General features: G+C 72.5%; 22 protein-coding genes. 11 read left to right on the forward strand and 11 right to left on the reverse strand.

Going from position 1 to position 19,988, the window contains the following annotated elements; all coding sequences use genetic code 11:
- The first annotated feature begins 14 nt into the window (after positions 1 to 14).
- The gene (locus ABEB12_RS26365; RefSeq protein WP_185062452.1) at positions 15 to 1,946 is read left to right on the forward strand and encodes an oxidoreductase; all 1,932 of its coding nucleotides are present in this window, start codon (positions 15 to 17) and stop codon (positions 1,944 to 1,946) included.
- Between the two features lie 157 nt (positions 1,947 to 2,103).
- On the opposite strand, the gene ABEB12_RS26370 is transcribed toward ABEB12_RS26365, so the two are convergent.
- Both ABEB12_RS26370 and ABEB12_RS26375 read right to left on the reverse strand, forming a co-directional pair.
- Positions 2,104 to 2,742 carry a helix-turn-helix transcriptional regulator gene (locus ABEB12_RS26370; protein WP_185062453.1) on the reverse strand — a complete coding sequence of 213 codons (639 nt, stop codon included), beginning with the start codon at positions 2,740 to 2,742 and terminating at the stop codon, positions 2,104 to 2,106.
- On the reverse strand, positions 2,739 to 3,302 hold the full coding sequence (locus ABEB12_RS26375; RefSeq protein ID WP_185062454.1) for an HD family phosphohydrolase: 564 nt from the start codon (positions 3,300 to 3,302) through the stop codon (positions 2,739 to 2,741). The genes ABEB12_RS26370 and ABEB12_RS26375 overlap by 4 nt, the downstream gene beginning before the upstream one ends.
- A 66-nt stretch (positions 3,303 to 3,368) precedes the next feature.
- On the opposite strand from ABEB12_RS26375, the gene ABEB12_RS26380 reads away from it, so the two are divergent.
- Positions 3,369 to 4,751: a 13E12 repeat family protein gene (locus ABEB12_RS26380; protein WP_185062455.1), complete on the forward strand. Its 1,383-nt coding sequence runs from the start codon at positions 3,369 to 3,371 to the stop codon at positions 4,749 to 4,751.
- A 6-nt stretch (positions 4,752 to 4,757) separates the two neighbouring features.
- Positions 4,758 to 5,132 carry an HNH endonuclease gene (locus ABEB12_RS26385; RefSeq protein WP_185062456.1) on the forward strand — a complete coding sequence of 125 codons (375 nt, stop codon included), beginning with the start codon at positions 4,758 to 4,760 and terminating at the stop codon, positions 5,130 to 5,132.
- 25 nt (positions 5,133 to 5,157) lie between these two features.
- On the opposite strand, the gene ABEB12_RS26390 is transcribed toward ABEB12_RS26385, so the two are convergent.
- From ABEB12_RS26390 to ABEB12_RS26400, 3 genes are all read right to left on the reverse strand, one after another.
- Positions 5,158 to 5,970 carry an SAM-dependent methyltransferase gene (locus tag ABEB12_RS26390; RefSeq protein WP_221498201.1) on the reverse strand — a complete coding sequence of 271 codons (813 nt, stop codon included), beginning with the start codon at positions 5,968 to 5,970 and terminating at the stop codon, positions 5,158 to 5,160.
- 238 nt (positions 5,971 to 6,208) lie between these two features.
- A complete protein-coding gene (locus ABEB12_RS26395) occupies positions 6,209 to 7,576 on the reverse strand; it encodes an MFS transporter (protein WP_185062457.1) in 1,368 nt (455 codons plus the stop codon).
- A gap of 95 nt (positions 7,577 to 7,671) precedes the next feature.
- Positions 7,672 to 8,295 carry a TetR family transcriptional regulator gene (locus tag ABEB12_RS26400; RefSeq protein WP_185062458.1) on the reverse strand — a complete coding sequence of 208 codons (624 nt, stop codon included), beginning with the start codon at positions 8,293 to 8,295 and terminating at the stop codon, positions 7,672 to 7,674.
- Between the two features lie 107 nt (positions 8,296 to 8,402).
- On the opposite strand from ABEB12_RS26400, the gene ABEB12_RS26405 reads away from it, so the two are divergent.
- Genes ABEB12_RS26405 through ABEB12_RS26415 form a run of 3 tightly spaced genes read left to right on the forward strand, consistent with a single transcriptional unit; the run spans position 8,403 to position 11,706 of the window.
- On the forward strand, positions 8,403 to 9,239 hold the full coding sequence (locus ABEB12_RS26405) for a hotdog family protein (RefSeq protein ID WP_185062459.1): 837 nt from the start codon (positions 8,403 to 8,405) through the stop codon (positions 9,237 to 9,239).
- On the forward strand, positions 9,236 to 10,039 hold the full coding sequence (locus ABEB12_RS26410) for an alpha/beta fold hydrolase (RefSeq protein WP_185062460.1): 804 nt from the start codon (positions 9,236 to 9,238) through the stop codon (positions 10,037 to 10,039). The genes ABEB12_RS26405 and ABEB12_RS26410 overlap by 4 nt, the downstream gene beginning before the upstream one ends.
- Complete coding sequence (locus ABEB12_RS26415; RefSeq protein WP_185062461.1) at positions 10,036 to 11,706, forward strand: AMP-binding protein; 1,671 nt, start codon at positions 10,036 to 10,038, stop codon at positions 11,704 to 11,706. The genes ABEB12_RS26410 and ABEB12_RS26415 overlap by 4 nt, the downstream gene beginning before the upstream one ends.
- Here ABEB12_RS26415 and ABEB12_RS26420 read toward each other — a convergent pair.
- From ABEB12_RS26420 to ABEB12_RS26430, 3 genes are read right to left on the reverse strand one after another with little or no spacing between them, the layout of a single operon-like run.
- Positions 11,693 to 12,166: an MEKHLA domain-containing protein gene (locus tag ABEB12_RS26420; protein WP_185062462.1), complete on the reverse strand. Its 474-nt coding sequence runs from the start codon at positions 12,164 to 12,166 to the stop codon at positions 11,693 to 11,695. The two genes, ABEB12_RS26415 and ABEB12_RS26420, sit on opposite strands and share 14 nt — an antisense overlap.
- A 15-nt stretch (positions 12,167 to 12,181) precedes the next feature.
- Positions 12,182 to 12,829, reverse strand: coding sequence for a 3-oxoacid CoA-transferase subunit B (locus ABEB12_RS26425; protein ID WP_185062463.1), 648 nt, complete (start codon positions 12,827 to 12,829; stop codon positions 12,182 to 12,184).
- Positions 12,826 to 13,512, reverse strand: coding sequence for a 3-oxoacid CoA-transferase subunit A (locus ABEB12_RS26430; protein WP_185062464.1), 687 nt, complete (start codon positions 13,510 to 13,512; stop codon positions 12,826 to 12,828). The genes ABEB12_RS26425 and ABEB12_RS26430 overlap by 4 nt, the downstream gene beginning before the upstream one ends.
- Before the next feature lie 69 nt (positions 13,513 to 13,581).
- Here ABEB12_RS26430 and ABEB12_RS26435 point away from each other — a divergent pair, with 69 nt between their 5' ends.
- A complete protein-coding gene (locus tag ABEB12_RS26435; RefSeq protein ID WP_185062465.1) occupies positions 13,582 to 14,463 on the forward strand; it encodes a LysR substrate-binding domain-containing protein in 882 nt (293 codons plus the stop codon).
- 712 nt (positions 14,464 to 15,175) lie between these two features.
- On the opposite strand, the gene ABEB12_RS26440 is transcribed toward ABEB12_RS26435, so the two are convergent.
- Both ABEB12_RS26440 and ABEB12_RS26445 read right to left on the reverse strand, forming a co-directional pair.
- A complete protein-coding gene (locus tag ABEB12_RS26440; RefSeq protein WP_221498202.1) occupies positions 15,176 to 15,832 on the reverse strand; it encodes a TetR family transcriptional regulator in 657 nt (218 codons plus the stop codon).
- Positions 15,833 to 15,889: 57 nt separating this feature from the next.
- A complete protein-coding gene (locus tag ABEB12_RS26445) occupies positions 15,890 to 16,264 on the reverse strand; it encodes a winged helix-turn-helix transcriptional regulator (protein ID WP_185062466.1) in 375 nt (124 codons plus the stop codon).
- Between the two features lie 91 nt (positions 16,265 to 16,355).
- Here ABEB12_RS26445 and ABEB12_RS26450 point away from each other — a divergent pair, with 91 nt between their 5' ends.
- Genes ABEB12_RS26450 through ABEB12_RS26465 form a run of 4 tightly spaced genes read left to right on the forward strand, consistent with a single transcriptional unit; the run spans position 16,356 to position 19,302 of the window.
- Positions 16,356 to 16,916 carry a carboxymuconolactone decarboxylase family protein gene (locus ABEB12_RS26450; RefSeq protein WP_185062467.1) on the forward strand — a complete coding sequence of 187 codons (561 nt, stop codon included), beginning with the start codon at positions 16,356 to 16,358 and terminating at the stop codon, positions 16,914 to 16,916.
- Positions 16,917 to 16,953: 37 nt separating this feature from the next.
- Positions 16,954 to 17,613 (forward strand): FCD domain-containing protein, encoded by a 660-nt coding sequence (locus ABEB12_RS26455; protein WP_185062468.1) that lies wholly within the window; start codon positions 16,954 to 16,956, stop codon positions 17,611 to 17,613.
- Positions 17,614 to 17,641: 28 nt separating this feature from the next.
- Positions 17,642 to 18,064 carry a TIGR03618 family F420-dependent PPOX class oxidoreductase gene (locus ABEB12_RS26460; protein WP_185062469.1) on the forward strand — a complete coding sequence of 141 codons (423 nt, stop codon included), beginning with the start codon at positions 17,642 to 17,644 and terminating at the stop codon, positions 18,062 to 18,064.
- Positions 18,064 to 19,302, forward strand: coding sequence for a cytochrome P450 (locus ABEB12_RS26465; RefSeq protein WP_185062470.1), 1,239 nt, complete (start codon positions 18,064 to 18,066; stop codon positions 19,300 to 19,302). The genes ABEB12_RS26460 and ABEB12_RS26465 overlap by 1 nt, the downstream gene beginning before the upstream one ends.
- Here ABEB12_RS26465 and ABEB12_RS26470 read toward each other — a convergent pair.
- A complete protein-coding gene (locus tag ABEB12_RS26470) occupies positions 19,293 to 19,904 on the reverse strand; it encodes an SbtR family transcriptional regulator (RefSeq protein ID WP_185062471.1) in 612 nt (203 codons plus the stop codon). The two genes, ABEB12_RS26465 and ABEB12_RS26470, sit on opposite strands and share 10 nt — an antisense overlap.
- Between the last annotated feature and the right edge of the window lie 84 nt (positions 19,905 to 19,988).

The following is a 19,988-nucleotide window of genomic DNA, read 5'->3' on the forward strand; positions in this document are numbered from 1 at the left end:
ACGGAGGGCCGCCCATGTCCCCGTTCCCGCACCTGTTCTCGCCGATCCGGATCCGGCACACCACCGTGCCCAACCGGATCGTGATCACCTCGCACGGCGCCAGCGAGGCGTTCCGCAACCCGAACGTCTCTCCGGACGGCTACATCGAGTACCTGCGCCGGCGGGCCGCCGGCGGGGTCGGGCTGATCATCGCCCAGCCGCAGTTCCCGAACCCCTTCGGCCCGGTGCCCGAGGCGAGCGTGGAGCGGCACGCCCGGCTGGCCGAGGCGGTGAGGGCGGAAGGCGCGGTCCCGCTGATCCAGCTGGCCCACCTCGGCGCCACTTTCCGCTCCGACGCGGACGTGCGCCGGCCGCCGTTGTGGGGGTTCGAGGCCAGTCAGACCGCCGAGGGCGAGACCGCGCACCGGATGACCGGCGACGAGATCGAGCTCATGATCGACGCGTACCGGCAGATCACCCGGATGGCTGTGGACGCCGGCTTCGACGGGGTGGAACTGCACGGCGCGCACGGCTACCTGGTCCAGCAGTCGCTGTCCCCGTGGGGCAACCGGCGCGCCGACCAGTGGGGCACCGACCGCACCCTGTTCGCCCGTCGGATCATCGAGGCCGTCCGCCCGGTACTCGGCCCGGACCGCATCCTGGGCTACCGGACCGCCACCGACGACTTCGTCTCCCCCGAGGACGGCGGACTGGCCGCCACCGGCCTCGCCGACACGGTCCGGGCACTGCTGAGCACCGGCGAGATCGACCTGCTGAACACCACCGTCGGCTTCGGCGGCGCCAGCTACGGCCGGGCCATCCCCAACTACCGCAGCACCGAGGCGCCCAACGTCCCGAAGGCCCGCCGCATGCGCGAGCTGCTCGGCGACGCACTCACCGTGCCGATGATCGCCACCGGCCGGATCAGCTCCCCCGGCGTGGCCGAGCGGCTGCTCGCGGAGGGCGAGTGCGAGCTCACCGCGATGACCCGCGCGCACATCGCCGACCCGGACCTGGCCCGCAAGACCGCGCGCGGCGACGCGCACCGCATCCGGCCGTGCACCGGGGCGAACGTGTGCGTGAACCGGAAGCTGGCCGGCTTCCCGGAGATCAGCTGCTTCCACAATCCGGAGGTCCTGCGGGAACGCGAGCTGTCACCGACCTGGACCGGAACGCCCCGGCAGGTCCTGGTGATCGGGGCCGGCCCGGCCGGGCTCAAGGCCGCCGAGGTCGCCGCCCGGCGCGGTCACCGGGTTCGCCTGGTGGACGCCGCGCCCCGGGCCGGCGGCCTGCTCCGGCACGCCGAGCACACCGCCGCCGCGCCACTCACCACCGCACTGGACCACCTGCTGGGCGAGCTGGCCGAGCACGGCGTCAAGCCCGAGCTGGGCATCCGGGCGGATCGGCGGTTACTGGAGGAGCTGGCCCCGGACCACGTCGTGCTGGCCACCGGGGCGGCGCGCCCCGGGCCGGGCTCGGTGCCGGGCGGACACACCGGCCACGTGCTGGGCAGCGCGGAGGCGCTCACCGCCGAGATCGATGACGACGTGCTGGTCTACGACACGGTGGGCGCGAACGAGGGCCCGCTGGTGGCCGAGGCCCTGGCCCGCCGGGGCAAACGGGTCAGCTACGTGACCCGCTACGAAACGATCATGCCGTACGGCGGGGCGCTGCACCGGGTGGAGGTGCCGGCCATCCTGCGCCGCCGCGCCCAGCGGGTGATCACCGAAGGCCTGCTCGGCGACCTGGACGGGCGCACCGCGACGATCGTGCGCGCGGATGGCGAGACGATCGCCGAGGTCACCGCCGGCACCGTGGTTGCGGTCACCTCGCTCGCCTCGGAGAACACGCTGGCCGCCGACCTGGACGAGCTGCGGATCCCGTATCGGCTGGTCGGTGACGCGATGGCGCACCGCACCGCGTTCCAGGCATTCAAGGAAGGCGCCGAGGCCGGGGTTGCGATCTGACGTAATGACGTACACCGATGGCGTCATCCGACGGGCGCGAGGGTGCCGGGCGTCCGCGTAGCGTGCGGCCATGTCCAAGATCACCTACACGGCGCCGTTCGCCGAGGTCATCCTGGACGCAACCGTCGACTGACCGGTCTCGCGCCTGGGCCGGCCGCTACGGGGGAGCCGGCCCAGGCGTCTCGCCCGCTTTCGCCACGATGCGGCTCAGCCGGGCCCGCGCCTGTTCGTCCAGCCCCCGGTCCCGGGTGGTCGGCCACTGTTCGATCTCCGCCGCCGCCCGCTCGCACCGGTCGGCCAGGGCACCGAGGGTGTCCACCAACAGCTCCCCGGCGAGGGCGTTGAGGTGCGCGCGAGACTCGAAGGCACCCTGCCCGGCGAGGTAGCGGTCGGCCAGCTCGGCCGCCGCCGCGATGGTGGACCGGGCGGAGACCGCCGTGGCGGTGAGCGCGGCCGCAAGGTCCCGCACACTCCCCTGGTCGGCCAGCCAGAGCCGGACGAACGCCTCCACGTCCAGCGTCGGCGGCGCCGGCGGGGAGGCCAACCAGTCCGCCAGTGCCCGCCGCCCCGGCTCGGTGATCGTGTACCGCTTGCGGGTACGCCGGCCGGCCGGCTCCGCCTCGACCCTCGCCCAGCCCAGGCGGACCAGCCGGTGCTGCTCCCGGTACAGGTTTGACTCCGAGGACGGCCAGACCAGCCGCACCGAGGTGCGCACCTGCTGGGTCAGCTCGTATCCGGTGTGCGGCCGCAACGCCAGCAGACCGAGCAGCGCGTAGGTGGTCGCGGAGGCGTTCACCAGCGCATGTTCGGCAGCGGGCGGCTCAGGTGGCGCACCGCGTACCGGCCGATCATCGGCATGGCGACCGCCTTGTACGCCTCGTTCATCGGGAACCGGGCGCGCACCTCGGTCACCAGCCGGCGCGGGATCCCGAACCGCAGCTTGGTGAAGGTGACGTCCATCCAGTCCGCCTTGCGGCACGCCTCCACCAGCTCCGCGTGCGGGCCGGTGTACGGGCGCACCTTGTGGTGATTATTGATCATCAGGTGCAGCTCTTCGGTCCACTCCAGGCGCCCGATCGCCTCTAGGTGCGCCGTGGCCAGGTCGCAGGCCGGACCGAGGTAATCCAGGTTCCCGCTGAGGAAGAACGGCAGGTCGTGCAGCGCCGTCACGACGGCCAGCTTTTCCTCGCGGTACGGCTGCGGCCGGGTGACGAACCGCGCCCAGTTGACCATGCGATAGCAGTGCGCACGGTAGCCCTGGTAGCCGATGCCCAGCCCGTCCCGGTACGGGTCGAGCAACTCGTCGAGCACCGGCAGGTCGGTCACCACGCCGGTGTCGGTGACGGTCAGGTCCACGCACCCAAACTACTCCCGGCGGGAGCAGTTTGCCAAGTGTCGGTGCTCGAACATATAATCGAACGCATGGACGACGGCTTCGGTGAGCGGCTGGCGGGGACCTCCGTCGGTCCGGAGCTGGCCGCCGTGTTGGCGTCGGTTGATGTGGCGGCGGTGCCGAATGGCTCGGTGATCGATGTCCTGCAAGCGTCCGCGCGACTGCGGGCCTACGCGGAAGGGTTGTACCTCGGGGCTGTGGCCTCGGTACTGGAACGTGGCCCGTCCGCCGGCCCGGACTCGGTGGCCCGGTTGGCCGAGCCGGAGCGCTACGCGCCGGATGAGGTGCGGGCGGCGTTGGTGATGAACCGTCGGCAGGGGTGGAGTGAGTCCGAGTTTGCCTACGCCCTGTGCCGGGGTCTGCCGGCGGTGCATGCCGAGATGTTGGCCGGGCGAATCGACCGGGACCGGGCGTGGGTGTTCACCCAGCACCTCGCCGGTCTACCGGGCGAGTTGGTGGCCAAGGTATTGGACGCGGTGTTGACGGAGGCGCCCGGTTTGACCACGGGGCAGCTGCGGGCCCGGATCCTGAAGCTGATCATCACCGTTGATCCGGACCACGCGCGGGATGCTTACGAGCGGGCGTTGGCCGAGCGTGCGGTGGTCGGCTATCTGAACCCGGACGGTACAGCGGTGATCGCGGCGTCGGGTTTGCCGCCGGATGAGGCGGCCGCGGCGACCGAGCGGATCGCGGGGCTGGCTCGCGCGGCGAAACGAGCCGGGCATCCGGGCCGGGTTGACCAGTTGCGCGCGGACATTTACCTACGCCTGCTCGATGACCGCTTCCACCACCTGACCCGTACCGAAATGATCGCCGCTCTGCTGGACGAGGCCGGGCGGACGCAAGCCCCACCGGCTGAACCCCCAACGCGCGAGGTCTCGCCAGGCGACATTTCACCGGGCGAAGCGGTGGCGGCCGAAGGCCCGCCGTGTCCCGAACCGCACAACGTCGGTGCCCGGGACAGCGAGGCAAGCAACGCCGAGCCGGAGCAGGACCGTCCGGACAGTGCCGGGCCAGACGACGCCGGACCAGGCGAGAACAGCCCGCAGGAGCACGCGCCGACTCCCGCGCCTCGACCGGCGAGCAGCGAGCGCGAACCCCTCGGACACGTGACCGGGATCGAAGTCCGGGCCCGGCTCGACAGCCTCGCGAGGGTGAACGAGTTACCCGGAGAGCTGCCGGGTTGGGGGCCGATCCTCGCCGAGACCACCCGGCGGGCGGTCGCCCGCCAGCACCACGGTCAGTGGCGGTGGGTGGTGACCGACCACGAGGGTTATCTGCTTGCGGAGGGTCTGACCAGGCGAAGACCGGGCACCGGTTCACCCGGGCATCGTGCGGAAGGCGGGATCGTGGAGTTGGCGATTCCGGCGACCGCGCTGGCCCGACTCGCCAAAGACCCGCCACCAGCCTGAGCCAGGGTGATCGCCGACATCGCCAGCCAGTACCAATACGCCCGCACCACGCCGAGCACCAACCTGGACGGCCGGCCGGGGCGGCGACTACCCGGGCCTGGGTTGCGCCGGTATGTACAGATCCGCGACCGCACCTGCACCGCCCCGGGCTGCCGGCGCCCGGCCACCCAATCCGAACAGGACCACATCCACGACCACCAATACGGCGGCGCCACGACCAGCACCAACCTGGGGCCGGGCTGCAAGTACGACCACCGGCTCAAACACGAAGGAGGCTGGACCGTTACCCAACCCCGGCCTGGCCGGTTCATCTGGACCAGCCCACTCGGCCGCCGCTACCACACCCGAGGAGAACGCATCACCGACCCACCACCGTTCTAGAAACGGCGGCGCGGCCCCAAATTGGTCAGTCGGTGCGGGCCACCACGCCGAAGATGTCAACCGGATCGGCGAGGCTCACCAGTCCCGGGCGCCACCGATTGACCGGGACCAGACCGGGTTCGACCAGGGACAGGCCGTCCACCAGTTCCGCCAGCTGCCCAGTGGTGCGCAGCCGGTACGGCTGGCTTCCGTACTCCTGGTAGATCGCGTTGGCCGCGCGGACACCCTCGCTGGTGTCAGCGAAGTCGCCGAGCGCCAGGTAGCTGCCCGTCGGCAGTCCAGCCGCCACTTTGGCCACGATTGCCCGGGCCTCGTCGTACGCCGCCACGTTGCCCAGCATGCTCAGGAAGATGGCGGCGACCGGCTTGTTGAAGTTCAACGCCTCCTGCGCCTCGGCCAGGAAGATGACCGGGTCGCGCACGTTCGCGTCGAGGCAGATGGTCACCCCGGCCGGGGTGGTGCTGGTGAGCAGGGCGCGGCCGTGGGCCAACACCGACGGGTCGTCGTCCACGTAAACCACGCGGGCGGCCGGGTTGATGCGCTGTGCCACGTCGTGCACGTTCTCCGCGTCAGGGAATCCGGTACCGATCACCAGGAACTGGGTGATCCCCGCCTCCCCGGCCAGGAAGCTGACCACGCGGCCCAGGAAGGCCTGGTACTCGCGGGCGGCCACTCGCATCTCCGGATAGACCTCGGTCACCGCGTCGCCGAGCGCGCGGTCCACCGGGTAGTTGTCCTTGCCACCCAGCCAGTAGTTCCACAGGCGCCACATCCGGGGCACGTCGAACTGGATGCCGACGCGGGCGGCCGACCACTCATCGGACGGCGAATCGACCACCGAACACCGACCTCCCAGGCACCACGCTGAACCCGAAGCCGGCCACGCCACGGAGCCCGACTGCCGACCGAGTGTAACGCCCGATGTGGCCCGGATCTCTGTTCCGGCCAGCGCGCGTCGACGCGTTCACCCGCTCCGCTATGGAGCGGAGTAGCGGCGCAGCGATCTTGGAGGTGCCGGTGCCATTGTCAGCCGGCGTGCGGCGGATGACCGCGAGGGCGCTCGCGGATTACGACGATCAGCCCGACGAGGTCTCGTAGAGGTCCCGGCGGAACCGTTCCTTGATGGTGGCCACCGCTACGAAGGTCACCACCGCGGCCGCGATGATGTAGAGGGACAGCGACCACGAGGAACCGGTGGCGGCGAGCAGTGCGGTCATGATGAACGGGGCCAGGCCGCCGGCGAACACCGAGGCGAACTGGTAGCCCAGCGACGCACCGGAATAGCGCACGTCGGCCGGGAACATCTCCGCGCACAGCGTGGCCTGCGGCCCGTACATGGTCGCGTGGATGGTGAAGCCGATCAGCAACCCCAGGAAGACCAGCACCACCGAACCGGTGTTCACCAGCCAGAACAGTGGGAAGGCGAACGCGGCCATGAGCACCGTTCCGGTGAGGTAGAGCTTCTTGCGGCTGCCCATCCGGTCGCTCAGCGCGCCGAAGAACGGCATCGTCACCACCTGGGTGAGGCCGGCGGCCATCACACACAGCAGGATCTGTCCCCTGGACATGCCGACGGTCTTGGTCGCGTAGTCCAGCATGCCGCTGATCAGGATGTAGAAGGTCGCGTTGACCACGAAGAACGCGCCGGCGGCCTGCAGGATCTCCCGCCAGTACCGGCGTACCGCCTCGACCAGCGGCGCCTTGCGCAACCCGGCCTCCTGCCGGGAGTCGGCGGCGCGCTGGCGAAGCTCGTGGAACACCGGGGTGTCCTCGATCTTGAGCTGCACATAGATCCCGATCAGCACCAGCAGCAGGCCGGTCAGGAACGGCACCCGCCAGCCCCAGCTGGTGAACTGCTCGTCGGTCAGCACGGTGGTCAGGACCAGGAAGAACATGTTTCCCGCGACCGCACCGAAGATCGCGCCGGTCTGCACCAGGCTGCCGTAGTAACCCCGCCGCTCGACCGGGGCGTGCTCGGTGAGCAGCAACGCCGCGCCGCCCCACTGCGCGCCCACGCCGAGGCCCTGCACCAGGCGGGCCACCACCAGCAGGATCGGCGCCCAGACGCCGATGGTCGCGTAACCGGGCAGCACGCCGATGGTGAAGGTGGCCACGCCCATCACCAACATGGCGGCCACCAGAGGGGGCTTGCGGCCGAACCGGTCGCCGACGTTGCCGGCGATGATCCCGCCTAGCGGCCGGGCCACGAACCCGACCGCGAAGGTGGCGAACGAGGCGAGGGTGCCGGCCACCGGGTTCGCGGACGGGAAGAACTGGGGTCCCAGCACCAGCGCGGCAGCCGTGGCGTAGATCAGGAAGTCGAACCACTCCAGGGTGGTGGCGAAGACCGCGGCGGCGGCCAGCCGGCCCATCCGGGGGTTCCCCGGGCGCTCCCCCGGCCGCGTGTCGAGCGGGCCCTCGCCGGATACGTGTTCAGCGGGCATCGGGAAACCTCCGGCCGGGGCCACGTCGCTCGCGTCGGTACGAACGCTCGTTCTTACGATAGACACGTCGACCGCCATCGAGCAACCGGGCGGGTTCAGCGGTGCGGCAGCGGCCCCTCCAGAAGGGCCAGTGCGTAGCGCGCGTGCTGCTCGGACAGCTGACCCCGGGACAGCCGCCCGTCCGGCCGGTACCAGGTGGCCACCGAGCTGATCATGGTCAGGATCGCCCGGGCCGCGTCCAGCGGGTACGGGGTGCGGAACTCGCCGCTGGCCGCTCCCTGCTCCACGATCTCGGTGAAGATCGACTGCGTCCGGTCCCGCGCCGCGACCAACCGCTCCCGGTCCTCCCCTCGCAGGTAGCGGACCTCAGCGGTGCTCACCAGCATGGCCAGCTGCTCGTCCACGACGAACCCCACGTACGCCCGCACCGCCTCGCGCAGGCGGGAGGCGGCATCGTCGCCCGCCTCGCCGACCGCGCGGCGCAGCCGGGCCTCCAGCTCGGCGTTCACGTGCCGGAGCACCTCGGCCAGCAGGTGGGACTTGGAGGGGAAGTAGTTGTACAGGTTGGACAGGCTGGTGCCCGCCCCCTTGGCCACCTCTCGCATGGAGGCGCCGTTGAACCCCTGCGCCCCGAACGCGGCCAGGGCGGCGTTCAGGATCGCGGCCTCGTTCCCCCGCCCGGTATCGGCCAGCTGAGACCCAGGTGAACGACTGTTCATAGCGCTCAGGCTAGTACATCTCATCACCTTGACGGGCCGCGAGACGCCGTGATTGGCTCGATTGTGTAAGAACGTTCGTTCATAGCCCCGGCCGGCGAAGGGAGCGCATGCAAACCGAACAGGCGCCGAAACCGCGAACCACGCAGGGCCGCTGGTTCGAGGACTTCACCGTCGGCGAGACCTTCACCAGCCGGCCGCGCACGATCACCGCGCACGACCTGGCCGCCTTCACCCAGCTGTCCGGCGACGACCACCCGCTGCACGCCGGCCCGGACGGCCCGCTGCACGGCCCGTTCGGCATCGCCGTGGCGATGGGCCTGCTGCACGGGCTCGGCCTGCACGGGCCGGCGGTGCTCGGGTTGCTCAACACGCACTGGGACTACCGGCGGCCGCTGCGGGTCGGTGACACGGTGCGGCTGCGGATGACGGTGGTGCGCTGCCGGCGGACCACCGACGGCGGGCGGGGCGTGGTCACCCGGCACATGCGCCTGGTCGACGACCGCGGCGGCACCGTGCAGGAGGGCACCACCTCGGCACTGTTCGAGGCCAGCGGCTCCGGCCCCGACCCGGCCGGGCGGGCGTTCGGCACGGTGGCCTGGGGCGAGACGCTCACCGCGAACCTCCCGGCGGGCTTCGCCGACGCCCTGGCCGGCTGGGACGGCGCGATCGGCCTGCGCGCGGGCGAGCACGAGGTGGGTCTGCGGGTGTACCGGGGCCGGGTGATCGAGGTCGCCGGGCGGCCCGCCCTCGGCCCCACCTTCACCGTCGAGGCCGACGAGCTGACCTGGACCGAGCTGGTCACCGCGCCGGCCAACGAGTTCACCCGGTTCGCCATGGCCGGCCGGTTCACCGTGCGCGGCAACGGCTACGAGTACCTGCGTCTGACCCGCCCGCTGCACCTGCTGGCGGACGCCGCCCGAACCGCCGCCGAGGAGCCAGCATGAGATACCTGCGCGTCGCCGGCACGACCTGCTTCGTCGAGGAGCACGGGACCGGCATCCCGGTGCTCTGCCTGCACACCGCCGGGCAGAGCGGGGCGCAGTGGCGACACGTCGCCGGCGGCCTCGCCGCGCGCGGCTTCCGCGTGGTGGTGCCCGACCTGCCCGGCCACGGCCGCTCCGAGCCGGCCCTCGGTGGCCCGGTCACCGATCTCGGCGACTACGCCGAGTGGTGTCTCGAGCTGCTCGACGTGCTCGGGCTCCGCCACTGCCACGTGGTGGGCTGCTCGATCGGCGGCAAGATCGCCCTGGATCTGGCCTGCCGGGCGCCGGACCGGCTGGCCGGGGTGGTCGCGATGGCCGCCGATGCCTGGGCCGGCGGGTCGCCGAGCGAGCGGGGACTGCGCCGCGAGCTCTCCGACGTGGCCGCGCCGAGCCGGACCGACCGCACCCACCTGGGCACGCTGGCCGTGGTCGGGCGCTCGGTGCCGCAGGCCCGCGCCGAGCTGATCGCCACCATGCACCGCCGGGAGGACCCCACCGTCTCGACGTCCGACCTGATCGGCTGGACCACCCACGACCTGCGCACCCGGCTGCGCCGGATCAGCTGCCCCACCCACCTGGTGGTCGGCACGGACGACCTGTGGCTGGAACCGGCCAGGGTGCGGTGGGCGGCCGACCGCATCGCGGGCGCGCGGTACACCGTGCTGGACGGCATCGGGCACTATCCGATGGAAGAGATCGAGGGCTTCGACGAGGTGCTGGCCGGCTGGCTGGTGGAGCTGGAGAACGGGGTGGCGGCATGACCGACCCGGCCGAGCGCGAGCCCGCCGTCCCGCCGCACCCGGTCCCGGCGCACCCCACTCCCGGACCGCTGCCCAGTGATCTGCCGGACCTGCTCGGCCGGCTCGCCGAGCGCGACCCGGATGCGGTCGTCGCGCTGGACAAGGGACCCGCCGGGGAGACCATCCCGGTCACCCGGGGCGAGCTGTGGCGGCGCACCGGCGCGCTGGCCGAGGAGCTGCGCGAGCGGGGTGTCGGTGCCGGAGACTGTGTCGCGGTCTGGCTGCCCAACTGGACCGACGCCCTGGCCTGGCAGTTCGCCGCCGCCGCGCGCGGGGCGCACGTGATCGGGATCAACACCCGGTACAACGTCGAGGAAGTCCGGCACGTGTTGGACCGGGCCCGCCCGGTGCTGGTGGCGCTGGCGCACGACTTCCACGGCCTGGACCTCGTCGGGCGGCTCAAGGCGGCGGTCGGCGACACGGCCGGCCCGCCGGTCGCGGTGATCGCCGGGCCGGGCCGCACGGCGCCCGACCCCGGCGGAGCGGACGTCGGCGGCGGTGCCTGGGTGCCGGGCGGGACCGACGGCGGCGTCACGGCGTCGGACCCGGCGGACCTCGTGGTCGCGTTCACCACCTCCGGCTCGACCGGCCGGCCCAAGCTGGCGGCGCACGCCGGGGCGGGTGTCCTTGCGCATGCCGTCGCGGACGCGGCGGCGCTGGGCATTGCGGAGGGCGACCGCGTGCTGTGCGCCCTGCCGCTCTCCGGGGTGTTCGGATACAACACCGCGATGGCCGCGCTGGCCGCCGGCGGGGTGTGCGTGTTCGCCCCGGTGTTCGCCGCCGACCAGGTGCTGGACGACATGGCGGAGCACCGGGTGACCCACGTGGTCGGCGGGGACGACCTGGTGCTCCGGCTGGCCGAGGCCTGGCGGGAGCGCCCGCGTGACCTCTCCGCGTGGCGCTGGTGGGGCGCCGCCGACTTCCAGGGGCGTTCCCGCGAGCTGGCCGCCTGGGCCGGGGACAGCTTCGGCACGCTGACCTCCGGAGTCTACGGCTCCTCCGAGCTGTTCGCGCTGACGTCACTCTGGCCGCACGCCGAACCGGAGCCGGGCCGCTGGTCCGGCGGCGGCCGGGTGGTGCACGAGGGCATCCGGGTCCGGGTGTGCGACCCCGCCACCGGGCGGGTGCTCGGCCCGGGCGAGGAGGGCGAGCTACAGTTCCGCGGCCCCAACGTGGTCGACGCCTACCTGGGTGCCGAGGTGCCGGACGCGTTCACCGAGGACGGCTGGTTCCACTCCGGCGACCTGGGCACCATGGTCGACGACGGGGTGTTCGGCTACGTCTGCCGGATGGGCGACGCGCTGCGGCTGCGCGGCTTCCTGGTCGACCCGGCGGAGATCGAGCTGCGCCTGGCCGCGCATCCGGAGGTGCACACCGCGAAGGTGGTCGGCATCCCCGGTGAGGACGGCGGCACGGTGGCCGTCGGCTTCGTGGTCCCGGAGCCGGGCACCGCACCCGACCCGGCGGCGTTGCGGGACTGGTGCGCCCGTGGCCTGGCGCCGTTCAAGGTGCCCTCGGTCGTGCGGGTGATCGAGGAGATGCCCACCACCTCCGGCACCAACGGCACCAAGATCCGGGCGGCCGCGCTGCGCGAGCTGGCGGCCGGCTGCCGGCTCAGGCCGGGCTGACCGAGCGGATCGCGGCCGCCTGGCCGTGCAGGCGGCCCTCGGCGTCCACCAGGTTCCACACGGTGGCGTTCTCGATCCAGAACTGGCTGCCGGACTTGGCCACCCGCAGCCCCCGGTAGTCGTCGCTGAACCCGTCGCGGGCCACGTCGCTCAGCAGCCGGGCGCGTTCCGCCCGGTCCACGTCCGCCGCCGAGAGCCGGGACGGCAGCCCGACGAACTCGGCCCAGTCGTAGCCGAAGTGCCGCTGGGCCGCCCGGTTGGCGTAGCAGAACCGGGGGTCCGCGCCCGGACGGTGGGCCAGCAGCGCCACCGGCGTCTCGCGGTACAGCCAGCGGGCCAGTTCCGGGCCGGGCGGCGGCCCGGGGACCAGGGGGCGCCCGACCACACGCAGGTGGCTGTCCACCAGCAGCGCGGCGAACTCGGGGTCCTCGGCATCCACCGGCTCCCAGCCGTCACCCATCCCGCCGTCCACCTCTCAGACCCGTGCCGGCTCGACCGCCACCCGGTAGTCGGCCGAGGTGTGCCCGCGCACCCATTCCAGGGTGAACCCGTCGGCCACCTCGGTGAGCACCAGCCCGCCGTCGATCACCCGAAAGGTGGCCGCCTCGGTCACCACCACGTCCACCGGCCGCCGCGCGGTCAACGGGAAGGCGCACTCCGCCACGATCTTGGGCGAGCCGTCCTTGGCGGTGTGCGTGGTGGCCACCACCACGGTCCGCGCGCCGACGAGCAGGTCCATCGCCCCGCCGACGCCGAGCACCGGCTTGCCCGGGATGGCCCAGTTGGCGATGTGGCCGGCCGCGTCGATCTGCAGCGCGCCGAGCACCGCCACCTCGACGTGCCCGCCCCGGATCATCCCGAACGACTGCGAGCTGGCGAAGTACGCGGCGCCCGGCCGCGCGGTGACCGGCTGCTTGCCGGCGTGCACCAGGTCCGGGTCGACCCGGTCCGGGGCCGGGGTGGGGCCGACACCGAGCAGGCCGTTCTCCGTGTGCAGGTAGGCGGCGTGGTCGGGCAGGTGGTCGGCGACCATGGTGGGGATGCCGATGCCCAGGTTGACCACCGATCGGGCCGGGATGTGCGGGACCACGCGCGCCGCGATCCGCCGCTGAATGTCGCTCATCGGGTCCTCCTCACCAGTACGTCCACGAACAGGTGCGGGGTGACGATCTCCTCCGGGTCCAGCGCGCCGGCCGGGACGACCTCGTCGACCTCGGCGATCACCAGGTCGGCGGCGGTCGCCATGTCGGGGTTGAAGTTGCGCGCGGTCTTCGCGTAGACCAGGTTGCCGAGCTCGTCCGCCGCGCGCGCCCTGACCAGGGCCACGTCGGCGCGCAGGCTCTCCTGGTAGATGTGCGGCTCGCCCCGGATCACCCGCTCCTCGCGGCCCTCCCCCAGCGCCGTGCCCCAGCCGGTGCGCGTGTAGAACCCGCCGATGCCCGCGCCGCCGGCCCGGATCGCCTCGGCCAGCGTGCCCTGGGGCAACAGGTCGATCTCCAGCCGGCCCGCCGCGTGCGCGGCCACCACGTCCGGGTTGCTGGTGAAGTACGAGCCGACGGCCTTACGCACCCGACCCTCCAGCAGCAGCCGGCCGAGGCCGCGGCCCGGCTCCCCCAGGTTGTTGCTGATCACAGTGAGGTCGGTCGCCTCGGGCCGCGCGAGCAGGCCCTCGATCAGGGTCAGCGGAGCGCCGACCAGGCCGAAGCCGCCGACCATCAGAACGGCCCCGGCGCGCACGCCGGAGAGTGCCCCGGCCACGTCGCGCACCAGCGACGGCGGTGAGGGCGCGGTGGTGGGGGAAGCCATACCGTAACGACACCACCGAAACTTCCAGATGTCCAACATCTGTTCAACGCAGTCCCATATCTTCTAGATATGAGATTCCGCCGGCTCCAGTACTTCGTCGCGGTCGCCGAGGAGCTCAGCTTCACCCGCGCCGCCGAACGCCTGCACATGGCCCAGCCGCCGCTCAGCCAGCAGATCGCGCTGCTGGAGAAGGACCTCGGCGTGACGCTGGTGGACCGGACCCGCCGGACCATCCGCCTCACCTCGGCCGGCGCGGCGCTGCTGCCCGAGGCCCGCCGCCTGCTCGCCGAGCTGGACGACGCCGCCCGGATGGTGCGCCGGGTCGGCGCCGGGGCGGTCGGCCGGCTGACCGTGGGGTTCGTGCCCACCGCCATCAACGGCGATCTCCCGGAACTTCTACTCGCGTTCCGCGAGGGTTACCCGGAGGTCGAGCTGGTGCTGCGCGAGCTGGCCCCGGACCCACTGCTGCGCGCGGTCCGTGAGCGGCGGGTCGACGTCGGCCTGCTCTACCGCCCGTTCAGCGAGCCCGAGCTGGCCGAACACCGGCTGTCCAGCGAGCGGCTGCTGCTGGCGCTGCCCGAGGGACACCCGTTGGCGGCCGGCGGCGAGGTGTCGTTGACGGAGGTCCGCGACGAGCCGTTCGTGCTCCCCGAGCAGCACGACATACCGGGAATCCACGCGGCCGTGGCGGCGACGTTCACCGACGCGGGCATCGCGCCGAGGGCCGCGCAGCGCGGGGTGTGGCTGGTACAGACGGTGCTCGGGCTGGTGGCCGCCGGGGTCGGGCGCGCCGTGGTGCCCGAGTCGGTCGAGGCGGTACGGCGCCGGGGCGTCGCGCTGCGCCCCATCCGGGACGCCCACCACCGGGTGGAACTGGCCGCCGCGTGGCGTCGTGATCACGACTCCGAGCCGCTGGCCAACTTCCTCGCCGGCATCGGCGCGCACATGTGAGACCCGCCGTCAACGAGCGACCTACCCGGAGTAGGATCCGCTGCCTCGTCGCGATTCGTCGCGGCGACACAGGGTCGTCGCCCGGGAGACTCCCCCTAACCCGGGCGACGACCTGCCCTCCGCACCGCCGCGTCCCCGGCGGCGGCCGTCCGGGCATTTAACATTCGTTAGATCACCGAACGGTAAAAAAACGCCGATCTGGTGGCTTAAACCGCCCGATCCGGTAAACCTCGGGCCAGCGGACCCGGACGGACACCCGAGCGCCGAGCGCGTGGCGCGACCGGACACGGAAACGGAATAAATTCAGTAGGGATCCGATCCCCCGGTTTCGACCAATTGCCGCGCCGGATGGGTGAAAACGCATTTTGCCGGCCCGGCACCCACACCGACGCCGCAGGCCAGAGGGCCAAGGGAAGCTGCTGCCCGGCCGCGTGCTCCCCGCTCCGGACAGCGACTCCTCCCCCGACTCGGCTCGCCGATACCCGATGTGAGCCGCGCCACGTTCAACGACCGGAAAGCAGTTTCGTTGCTGCACAGGCGGGGTCCGCGGGTGTGCCTGGACCGGCAACGGCCGTTTCCGGTGCGACACGCGAGAACATGTTCCACCAACTTCGACGCTCGGACCTGTAGCGTCGTCACGCCGGATGAGCCGCCGGCCGGTCCTCCCCCGACGCTGGACGGCGGCTCATCCCGGACCCCGTCGGGGAGCGAGCTACGAGGCCAGTTCGTCGATGAGGCGCGGAGAGATCCCGATCCCGGCATCGATCGCGTGCGCCGCGCGGAGCGTGGCGATCAGCGCGCGCACCACCAGGGTCGCCAGGTCCTCGCGGGGCAGGTCCGAGTTCCGCAGGTAGTCGATCAGGGACTCGGTCATGAACCCGGACCAGCCGTGCATCGCGGTGCGCAGCACCGGGCGGAACGGCTCCTGGACACCCAGCATGCGCATCAGCCGGGTCGCGGCGGTCCAGCGGAAGTCCTCGATGATCGCGCGCACCTCGGGGTCCGAACCGCTGCCCCCGTGCATGAGCGCGAAGTACCCCTCCACGTTCTCCTCGACGAACGCGATGTGCCGCAGGATGCCCTCGCGCAGCATCGCCGCCGGAGTGTCCCCGGTGGGCGGTGCTTCGTGCACCGCGCGGAGGCGGTCCGCGGCGGTGTTCACCGTGGCCAGGTAGAGGCCGCGCTTGTTGGTGAAGTGGTGCGCGATCAAGCCGTAGGCGACGCCGGCCCGCTTGGCGATTTCGCTGGTGGTGACCTCGTCGTAGGCCCGCTCGGTGAACAGCTCCCGCGCGGCCTCGACGAGCAGCGCCCGGCGGTCGGGCCGACCGGCTGTCCCGGTCTCCGCGCAGGCCTCGTCGACGCTCACCACCCGCAGAGTGTATACGCGCCGGTAACCAGCCCCGGCCTGCGCAAGGCGACGTGGGGATCACCGAGGCCGGTGCCGCTGTACTGCCCGACCTGGTGCCGAGGGTGCCGCCTCGAGTGAACCGGCCCACCGCTCCGACCAGCGGTTGAGCGGGGAGATCGCCTCGCCAAGGTCCCCGCCCAGCTCGGTCAGTGTGTAGCTGCCGTCCGGTTGGCGCTCGACCAGGCCGGCGTCGACCAGCTCGCCGATCCGCCGGTAGAGCACCGAGGAGGACAGCCCGGGGCAGGCCCCCAGCATCGCGCGCGGGCCCAGTGGCCCGTCCCGCAGCTCCCAGAGCAGCCGCAGCGTCCAGCGCCGGCCGAGCAGGTCCAGCGCGGCCATGATCGGCCGGCCGGTGGTCGAACCGCGCACCGGCCGGCCCGGGATCCGCGGCATCGGCGAACTCCTTTGTGTTGCGGAAAAAGAAACGTTAGCATCGGGTCGTCCGTTTCTGAAAAAGAAACACTCGAGCGAGGAGGCACCGCCCGTGACGCCCCGAATCGAACCGCTGCAACCCCCGTACGACCCGGAGGTGGCCGAGCGGCTGGCCGCGCTCAGCGCGCCCGGCACCGAACCGATCCGGCTGTTCCGCACCTTCGCGCGCAACCTGCCGATGGCCGCCGGGCTGAACGCCTGGGGGCGGTACTACCTCAGCCGCCAGCTCTCCCTGAGCCTGCGCGACCGGGAGCTGGTCATCGACCGGGTCACCGCGCGGTGCGGCTGCGACTACGAGTGGGGCGTGCACATCGCGGTCTTCGGCGAGCGGGCGGGCCTCACCGAGGAACAGGTGCGGTCCGTCGCGCACGGCACCCCCGCCGATCCGTGCTGGACCGGCCACGACGCACTGGTGCTCGAGGCGGTGGACGCGCTGCACGACACGGCGACCATCGGGGACCCGCTGTGGTCACGCCTGTCCGCCGAGCTCAGCGAGGCCCAGTTGCTCGACCTGTGCCTGCTCAGCGGCTGGTACCACGCGATCAGCTACGCGGCCAACGCCGCCCGGGTCACCCCCGAGGACTGGGCACCCCGGCTGGCCGACGCGCGCTGAGTCCGAGCGTCTCCGGACGGGATGCCACCATGGACGGGTGAACGACCAGGCGAGGGTTGAGCCGGCCCGGCGGCGGGGCCTGGCCGACGAGGTCGCCGACCGGATCCGGGACGCGATCTTCGCCGGCGCGTACCCGCCGGGTGCCCAACTGCGCGAGGTCGAGCTGGCCGAGGCGCTGGACGTGAGCCGGGGGCCGGTGCGGGAGGCCCTGCTGCGCCTGGAGGTGGAGGGGCTGGTGCGCAGCGCCTGGCACCGCGGCGCCACGGTCACCGCCCTCACCCGGGCCGACGTGGTCGAGCTGGACAGCCTGCGCGGCGCGCTCGAACACCTGGCCGTGCGGCTGGTGGTGAGCCAGGCGTCCGAGACGCGCCTGGACGCCATCGCCACCGCGGCAACCCGGATGAGCCGGGCCAGGGACGAGTACGAGATGGTGCGCCGGGACATCGAGTTCCACGACGCCGTCTACCTGGCCACCGAACACCGGCGGCTGGCCGAGGCCTGGCGGGCCATCCGCAGCCAGGTGCACCTGTTCCTGCTCACCCGGGTGCGCGTCCGCTCGCACGGCTACCTGGCCGAGGTCTCGCACGAGCACCAGGAGTTGGTCGAGGCGCTCCGCGCCCGGGACACCGACACCGCGCTGCGGCTGTTCGCCGACCACCGCCGGATCGCGTTCGACGTGCTCACCGAGCCGGAATAACCGGCCGGCGCCGCGCCTTGCCCCGGATATGACATTCGACCCGCACGCGCTGCTCGCGGAGAGCCGGCTCGGGGTGCTCGCCACGCTCAAGTCCGACGGCCGGCCCCAGCTCTCCCCCGTCATGCCCTACTACGACCGGTCGGCCGAGGTGCTCTACGTGTCGATGACCGAGGGGCGGGCCAAGACGACCAACCTGCGCCGGGACCCGAGGGCGGCGCTCGAGGTCACCGGCCCCGACGGCTTCTCCTGGGCCACCGCCGAGGGCGGCGTGACCCTCACCGGGCCGGGCACCGACCCGCACGGCCCGGAGGTGGACGCCCTGGTGGACTACTACCGCGCCGCCGCCGGGGAACACCCGGACTGGGAGGAGTACCGGTCGGTGATGGTCGCCGACCGTAGGGTGCTCATGAAGATGGCGGTCGACCACGTGTACGGAGAAAAGATCAACTGATGCCGGGGATCGCGCGGTTCGACCCGCACCAGGAGCGGGTGCTGCGCGAGCCCTACGCGGTCTACGAGCACTACCGCCGGCACGACCCGGTGCACTGGGGCGAGCCGTACGCCCCGGGCGCGGACGGGTGCTGGTACCTGTTCCGGCACGACCACGTGGTGGAGTTCCTGCGGGACCGGCGGTTCCGGCGCAAGTGGTCGCCGGAGCGGACCGAGGAACGGATCCGCGTCGCGCCGCCGGAGCAGCGGCCGTACCTGGAGGTGCTGGACCGGCTGCTGCTCTCCACCGACCCGCCGGCCCACCGCCGGCTGCGCACCCTGGTGAGCAAGGCCTTCGCGCAACGGGCGGTGGAGGAGTACCGGCCGATGGTGCACCGCACCGCCGAGGAACTGGTCGGTGCGCTGCCCCGGACGGCCGAGTTCGACCTGGTCGAGTCGTTCGCCGCGCCCCTGTCCGGCGCGGTGATCTGCGCGGTGCTCGGTGCGCCGGCCGAGCTCGGCCCGGACCTGCGCGAGTGGATAACCCGGTTCAGCGACGGGCTGGACCTGCGCAAGCGGACGGACACCATGACCGCCGCCGCCGGGGCCACCGCCGAGCTGCTCGGCTACTTCGGCGAGCAGCTGGCCCAGCGCCGCCGGGCGCCCCGCGACGACCTGGTCAGCGCACTGCTCACCGCCCGCGACCAGGACGACCGGCTGAGCGAGGACGAGCTGCTGGCGATGGTCATCCAGCTGGTTTTCGCCGGCCACGAGACGACGGTCCAGCAGATCGGCGCCACGGTACTCAACCTGGTGGAGCACCGTGACGAGCTGGCCCGCGTGCTTTCCGACCCGGGGCTCATCGCCAATGCGGTGGCGGAGAGCCTGCGCCGCACCGGCTCGGTGCACTCCGCCGCCGCCCGCAAACCGGTCGAGGACGTGCGGATCGGCGACAAGCTGATCAGGGCCGGCGAACCGGTGATCGCGTTCGTCGCCTCGGCCAACCGGGACCCGGAGGTGTTCGGCGACCCGGACCGGTTCGACCTGGACCGGGACACCTCGGCCTCGGTGGCGTTCGGCGCGGGCATCCACTACTGCCTCGGCGCGCCGCTGGCCCGGCTGTCGACCGAGACGGCGGTCGGCGCGTTGCTGCGGCGGATGCCCGGCCTGGAGACCGTGCCGGGGTCGCCGCCCCGATACCGGTCGAACACGGTGCTGCCCGGCATCGCCGCGCTGCCGATGCGGGGACGTCAGGCCTGACCTCGGACGATGCCGTGCAGCACCAGGTCAAGCAGCCGGTCCACCTGGCCGGGCTCGGCGGGGTCGCCGGCTTCGGCCGCCGAAGCCACCGCGTTGGCCAGCAGCAGTAGGTCCGCCAGGGCGAGGTCGGACCGCACCTCGCCGGCCCGCCTGGCCGGTTCCAGCAGCGCCGCACCGGCCCGCTCGACCGCCCGCTGACAGGCGGCGATCACCGTCGAGTCCTCGGCCGTGCCGGTCATCATCGCCGCGCCCAGGCCACGGTTGCGGCTCACGTGCTCCAGGTACCCGCGCAGCCAGGCGGACAGCGCACGACCCGGCCGGTCGCCGCCGCCGCCCAGCTCCTCGGCGAGGCGGCAGAGCGTCTCCACCTCCTCGACGCACGCGGCGACCAGCAGATCCCGCCGGGTGGGAAAGTGCCGGTAGAGGGTGGCGTTGCCGACCCCGGCGCGGCGGGCGATCTCGTCCAGCGACGCGTCCGGGCCGTCCCGCCCGAACACCTCACCGGCCGCCGCGAGCAGCGCCGCGTAGTTGCGCCGGGCATCGGCCCGGCTGGGCTGCCGGACCAGCCCGCGCAGGTACCCGCGACCGGCATCCGCCTCCATGGCGAGGAGTCTACCTTGCGAAGCGGGGAGTTCCCCGGTTAAGGTTCGAGCCGAAACGGGGGACTCCCCGTTTATCCGAGAGGA

The sequence above is a fragment of the Actinospineispora eucalypti genome (genome assembly GCF_039543365.1).
Lineage (GTDB): Bacteria > Actinomycetota > Actinomycetes > Mycobacteriales > Pseudonocardiaceae > Pseudonocardia > Pseudonocardia eucalypti.

Bases quoted from the DNA above. Each gene is read 5' to 3' on its own strand.
- ABEB12_RS26365 (WP_185062452.1), top strand. From the start codon at position 15: ATGTCCCCGTTCCCGCACCTGTTCTCGCCGATCCGGATCCGGCACACC.
- ABEB12_RS26380 (WP_185062455.1), top strand. From the start codon at position 3,369: ATGGACGACGGCTTCGGTGAGCGGCTGGCGGGGACCTCCGTCGGTCCG.
- ABEB12_RS26395 (WP_185062457.1), bottom strand. From the start codon at position 7,576: ATGCCCGCTGAACACGTATCCGGCGAGGGCCCGCTCGACACGCGGCCG.
- ABEB12_RS26400 (WP_185062458.1), bottom strand. From the start codon at position 8,295: ATGAACAGTCGTTCACCTGGGTCTCAGCTGGCCGATACCGGGCGGGGG.
- ABEB12_RS26405 (WP_185062459.1), top strand. From the start codon at position 8,403: ATGCAAACCGAACAGGCGCCGAAACCGCGAACCACGCAGGGCCGCTGG.
- ABEB12_RS26410 (WP_185062460.1), top strand. From the start codon at position 9,236: ATGAGATACCTGCGCGTCGCCGGCACGACCTGCTTCGTCGAGGAGCAC.
- ABEB12_RS26415 (WP_185062461.1), top strand. From the start codon at position 10,036: ATGACCGACCCGGCCGAGCGCGAGCCCGCCGTCCCGCCGCACCCGGTC.
- ABEB12_RS26420 (WP_185062462.1), bottom strand. From the start codon at position 12,166: ATGGGTGACGGCTGGGAGCCGGTGGATGCCGAGGACCCCGAGTTCGCC.
- ABEB12_RS26425 (WP_185062463.1), bottom strand. From the start codon at position 12,829: ATGAGCGACATTCAGCGGCGGATCGCGGCGCGCGTGGTCCCGCACATC.
- ABEB12_RS26430 (WP_185062464.1), bottom strand. From the start codon at position 13,512: ATGGCTTCCCCCACCACCGCGCCCTCACCGCCGTCGCTGGTGCGCGAC.
- ABEB12_RS26435 (WP_185062465.1), top strand. From the start codon at position 13,582: ATGAGATTCCGCCGGCTCCAGTACTTCGTCGCGGTCGCCGAGGAGCTC.
- ABEB12_RS26445 (WP_185062466.1), bottom strand. From the start codon at position 16,264: ATGCCGCGGATCCCGGGCCGGCCGGTGCGCGGTTCGACCACCGGCCGG.
- ABEB12_RS26460 (WP_185062469.1), top strand. From the start codon at position 17,642: ATGACATTCGACCCGCACGCGCTGCTCGCGGAGAGCCGGCTCGGGGTG.
- ABEB12_RS26465 (WP_185062470.1), top strand. From the start codon at position 18,064: ATGCCGGGGATCGCGCGGTTCGACCCGCACCAGGAGCGGGTGCTGCGC.
- ABEB12_RS26470 (WP_185062471.1), bottom strand. From the start codon at position 19,904: ATGGAGGCGGATGCCGGTCGCGGGTACCTGCGCGGGCTGGTCCGGCAG.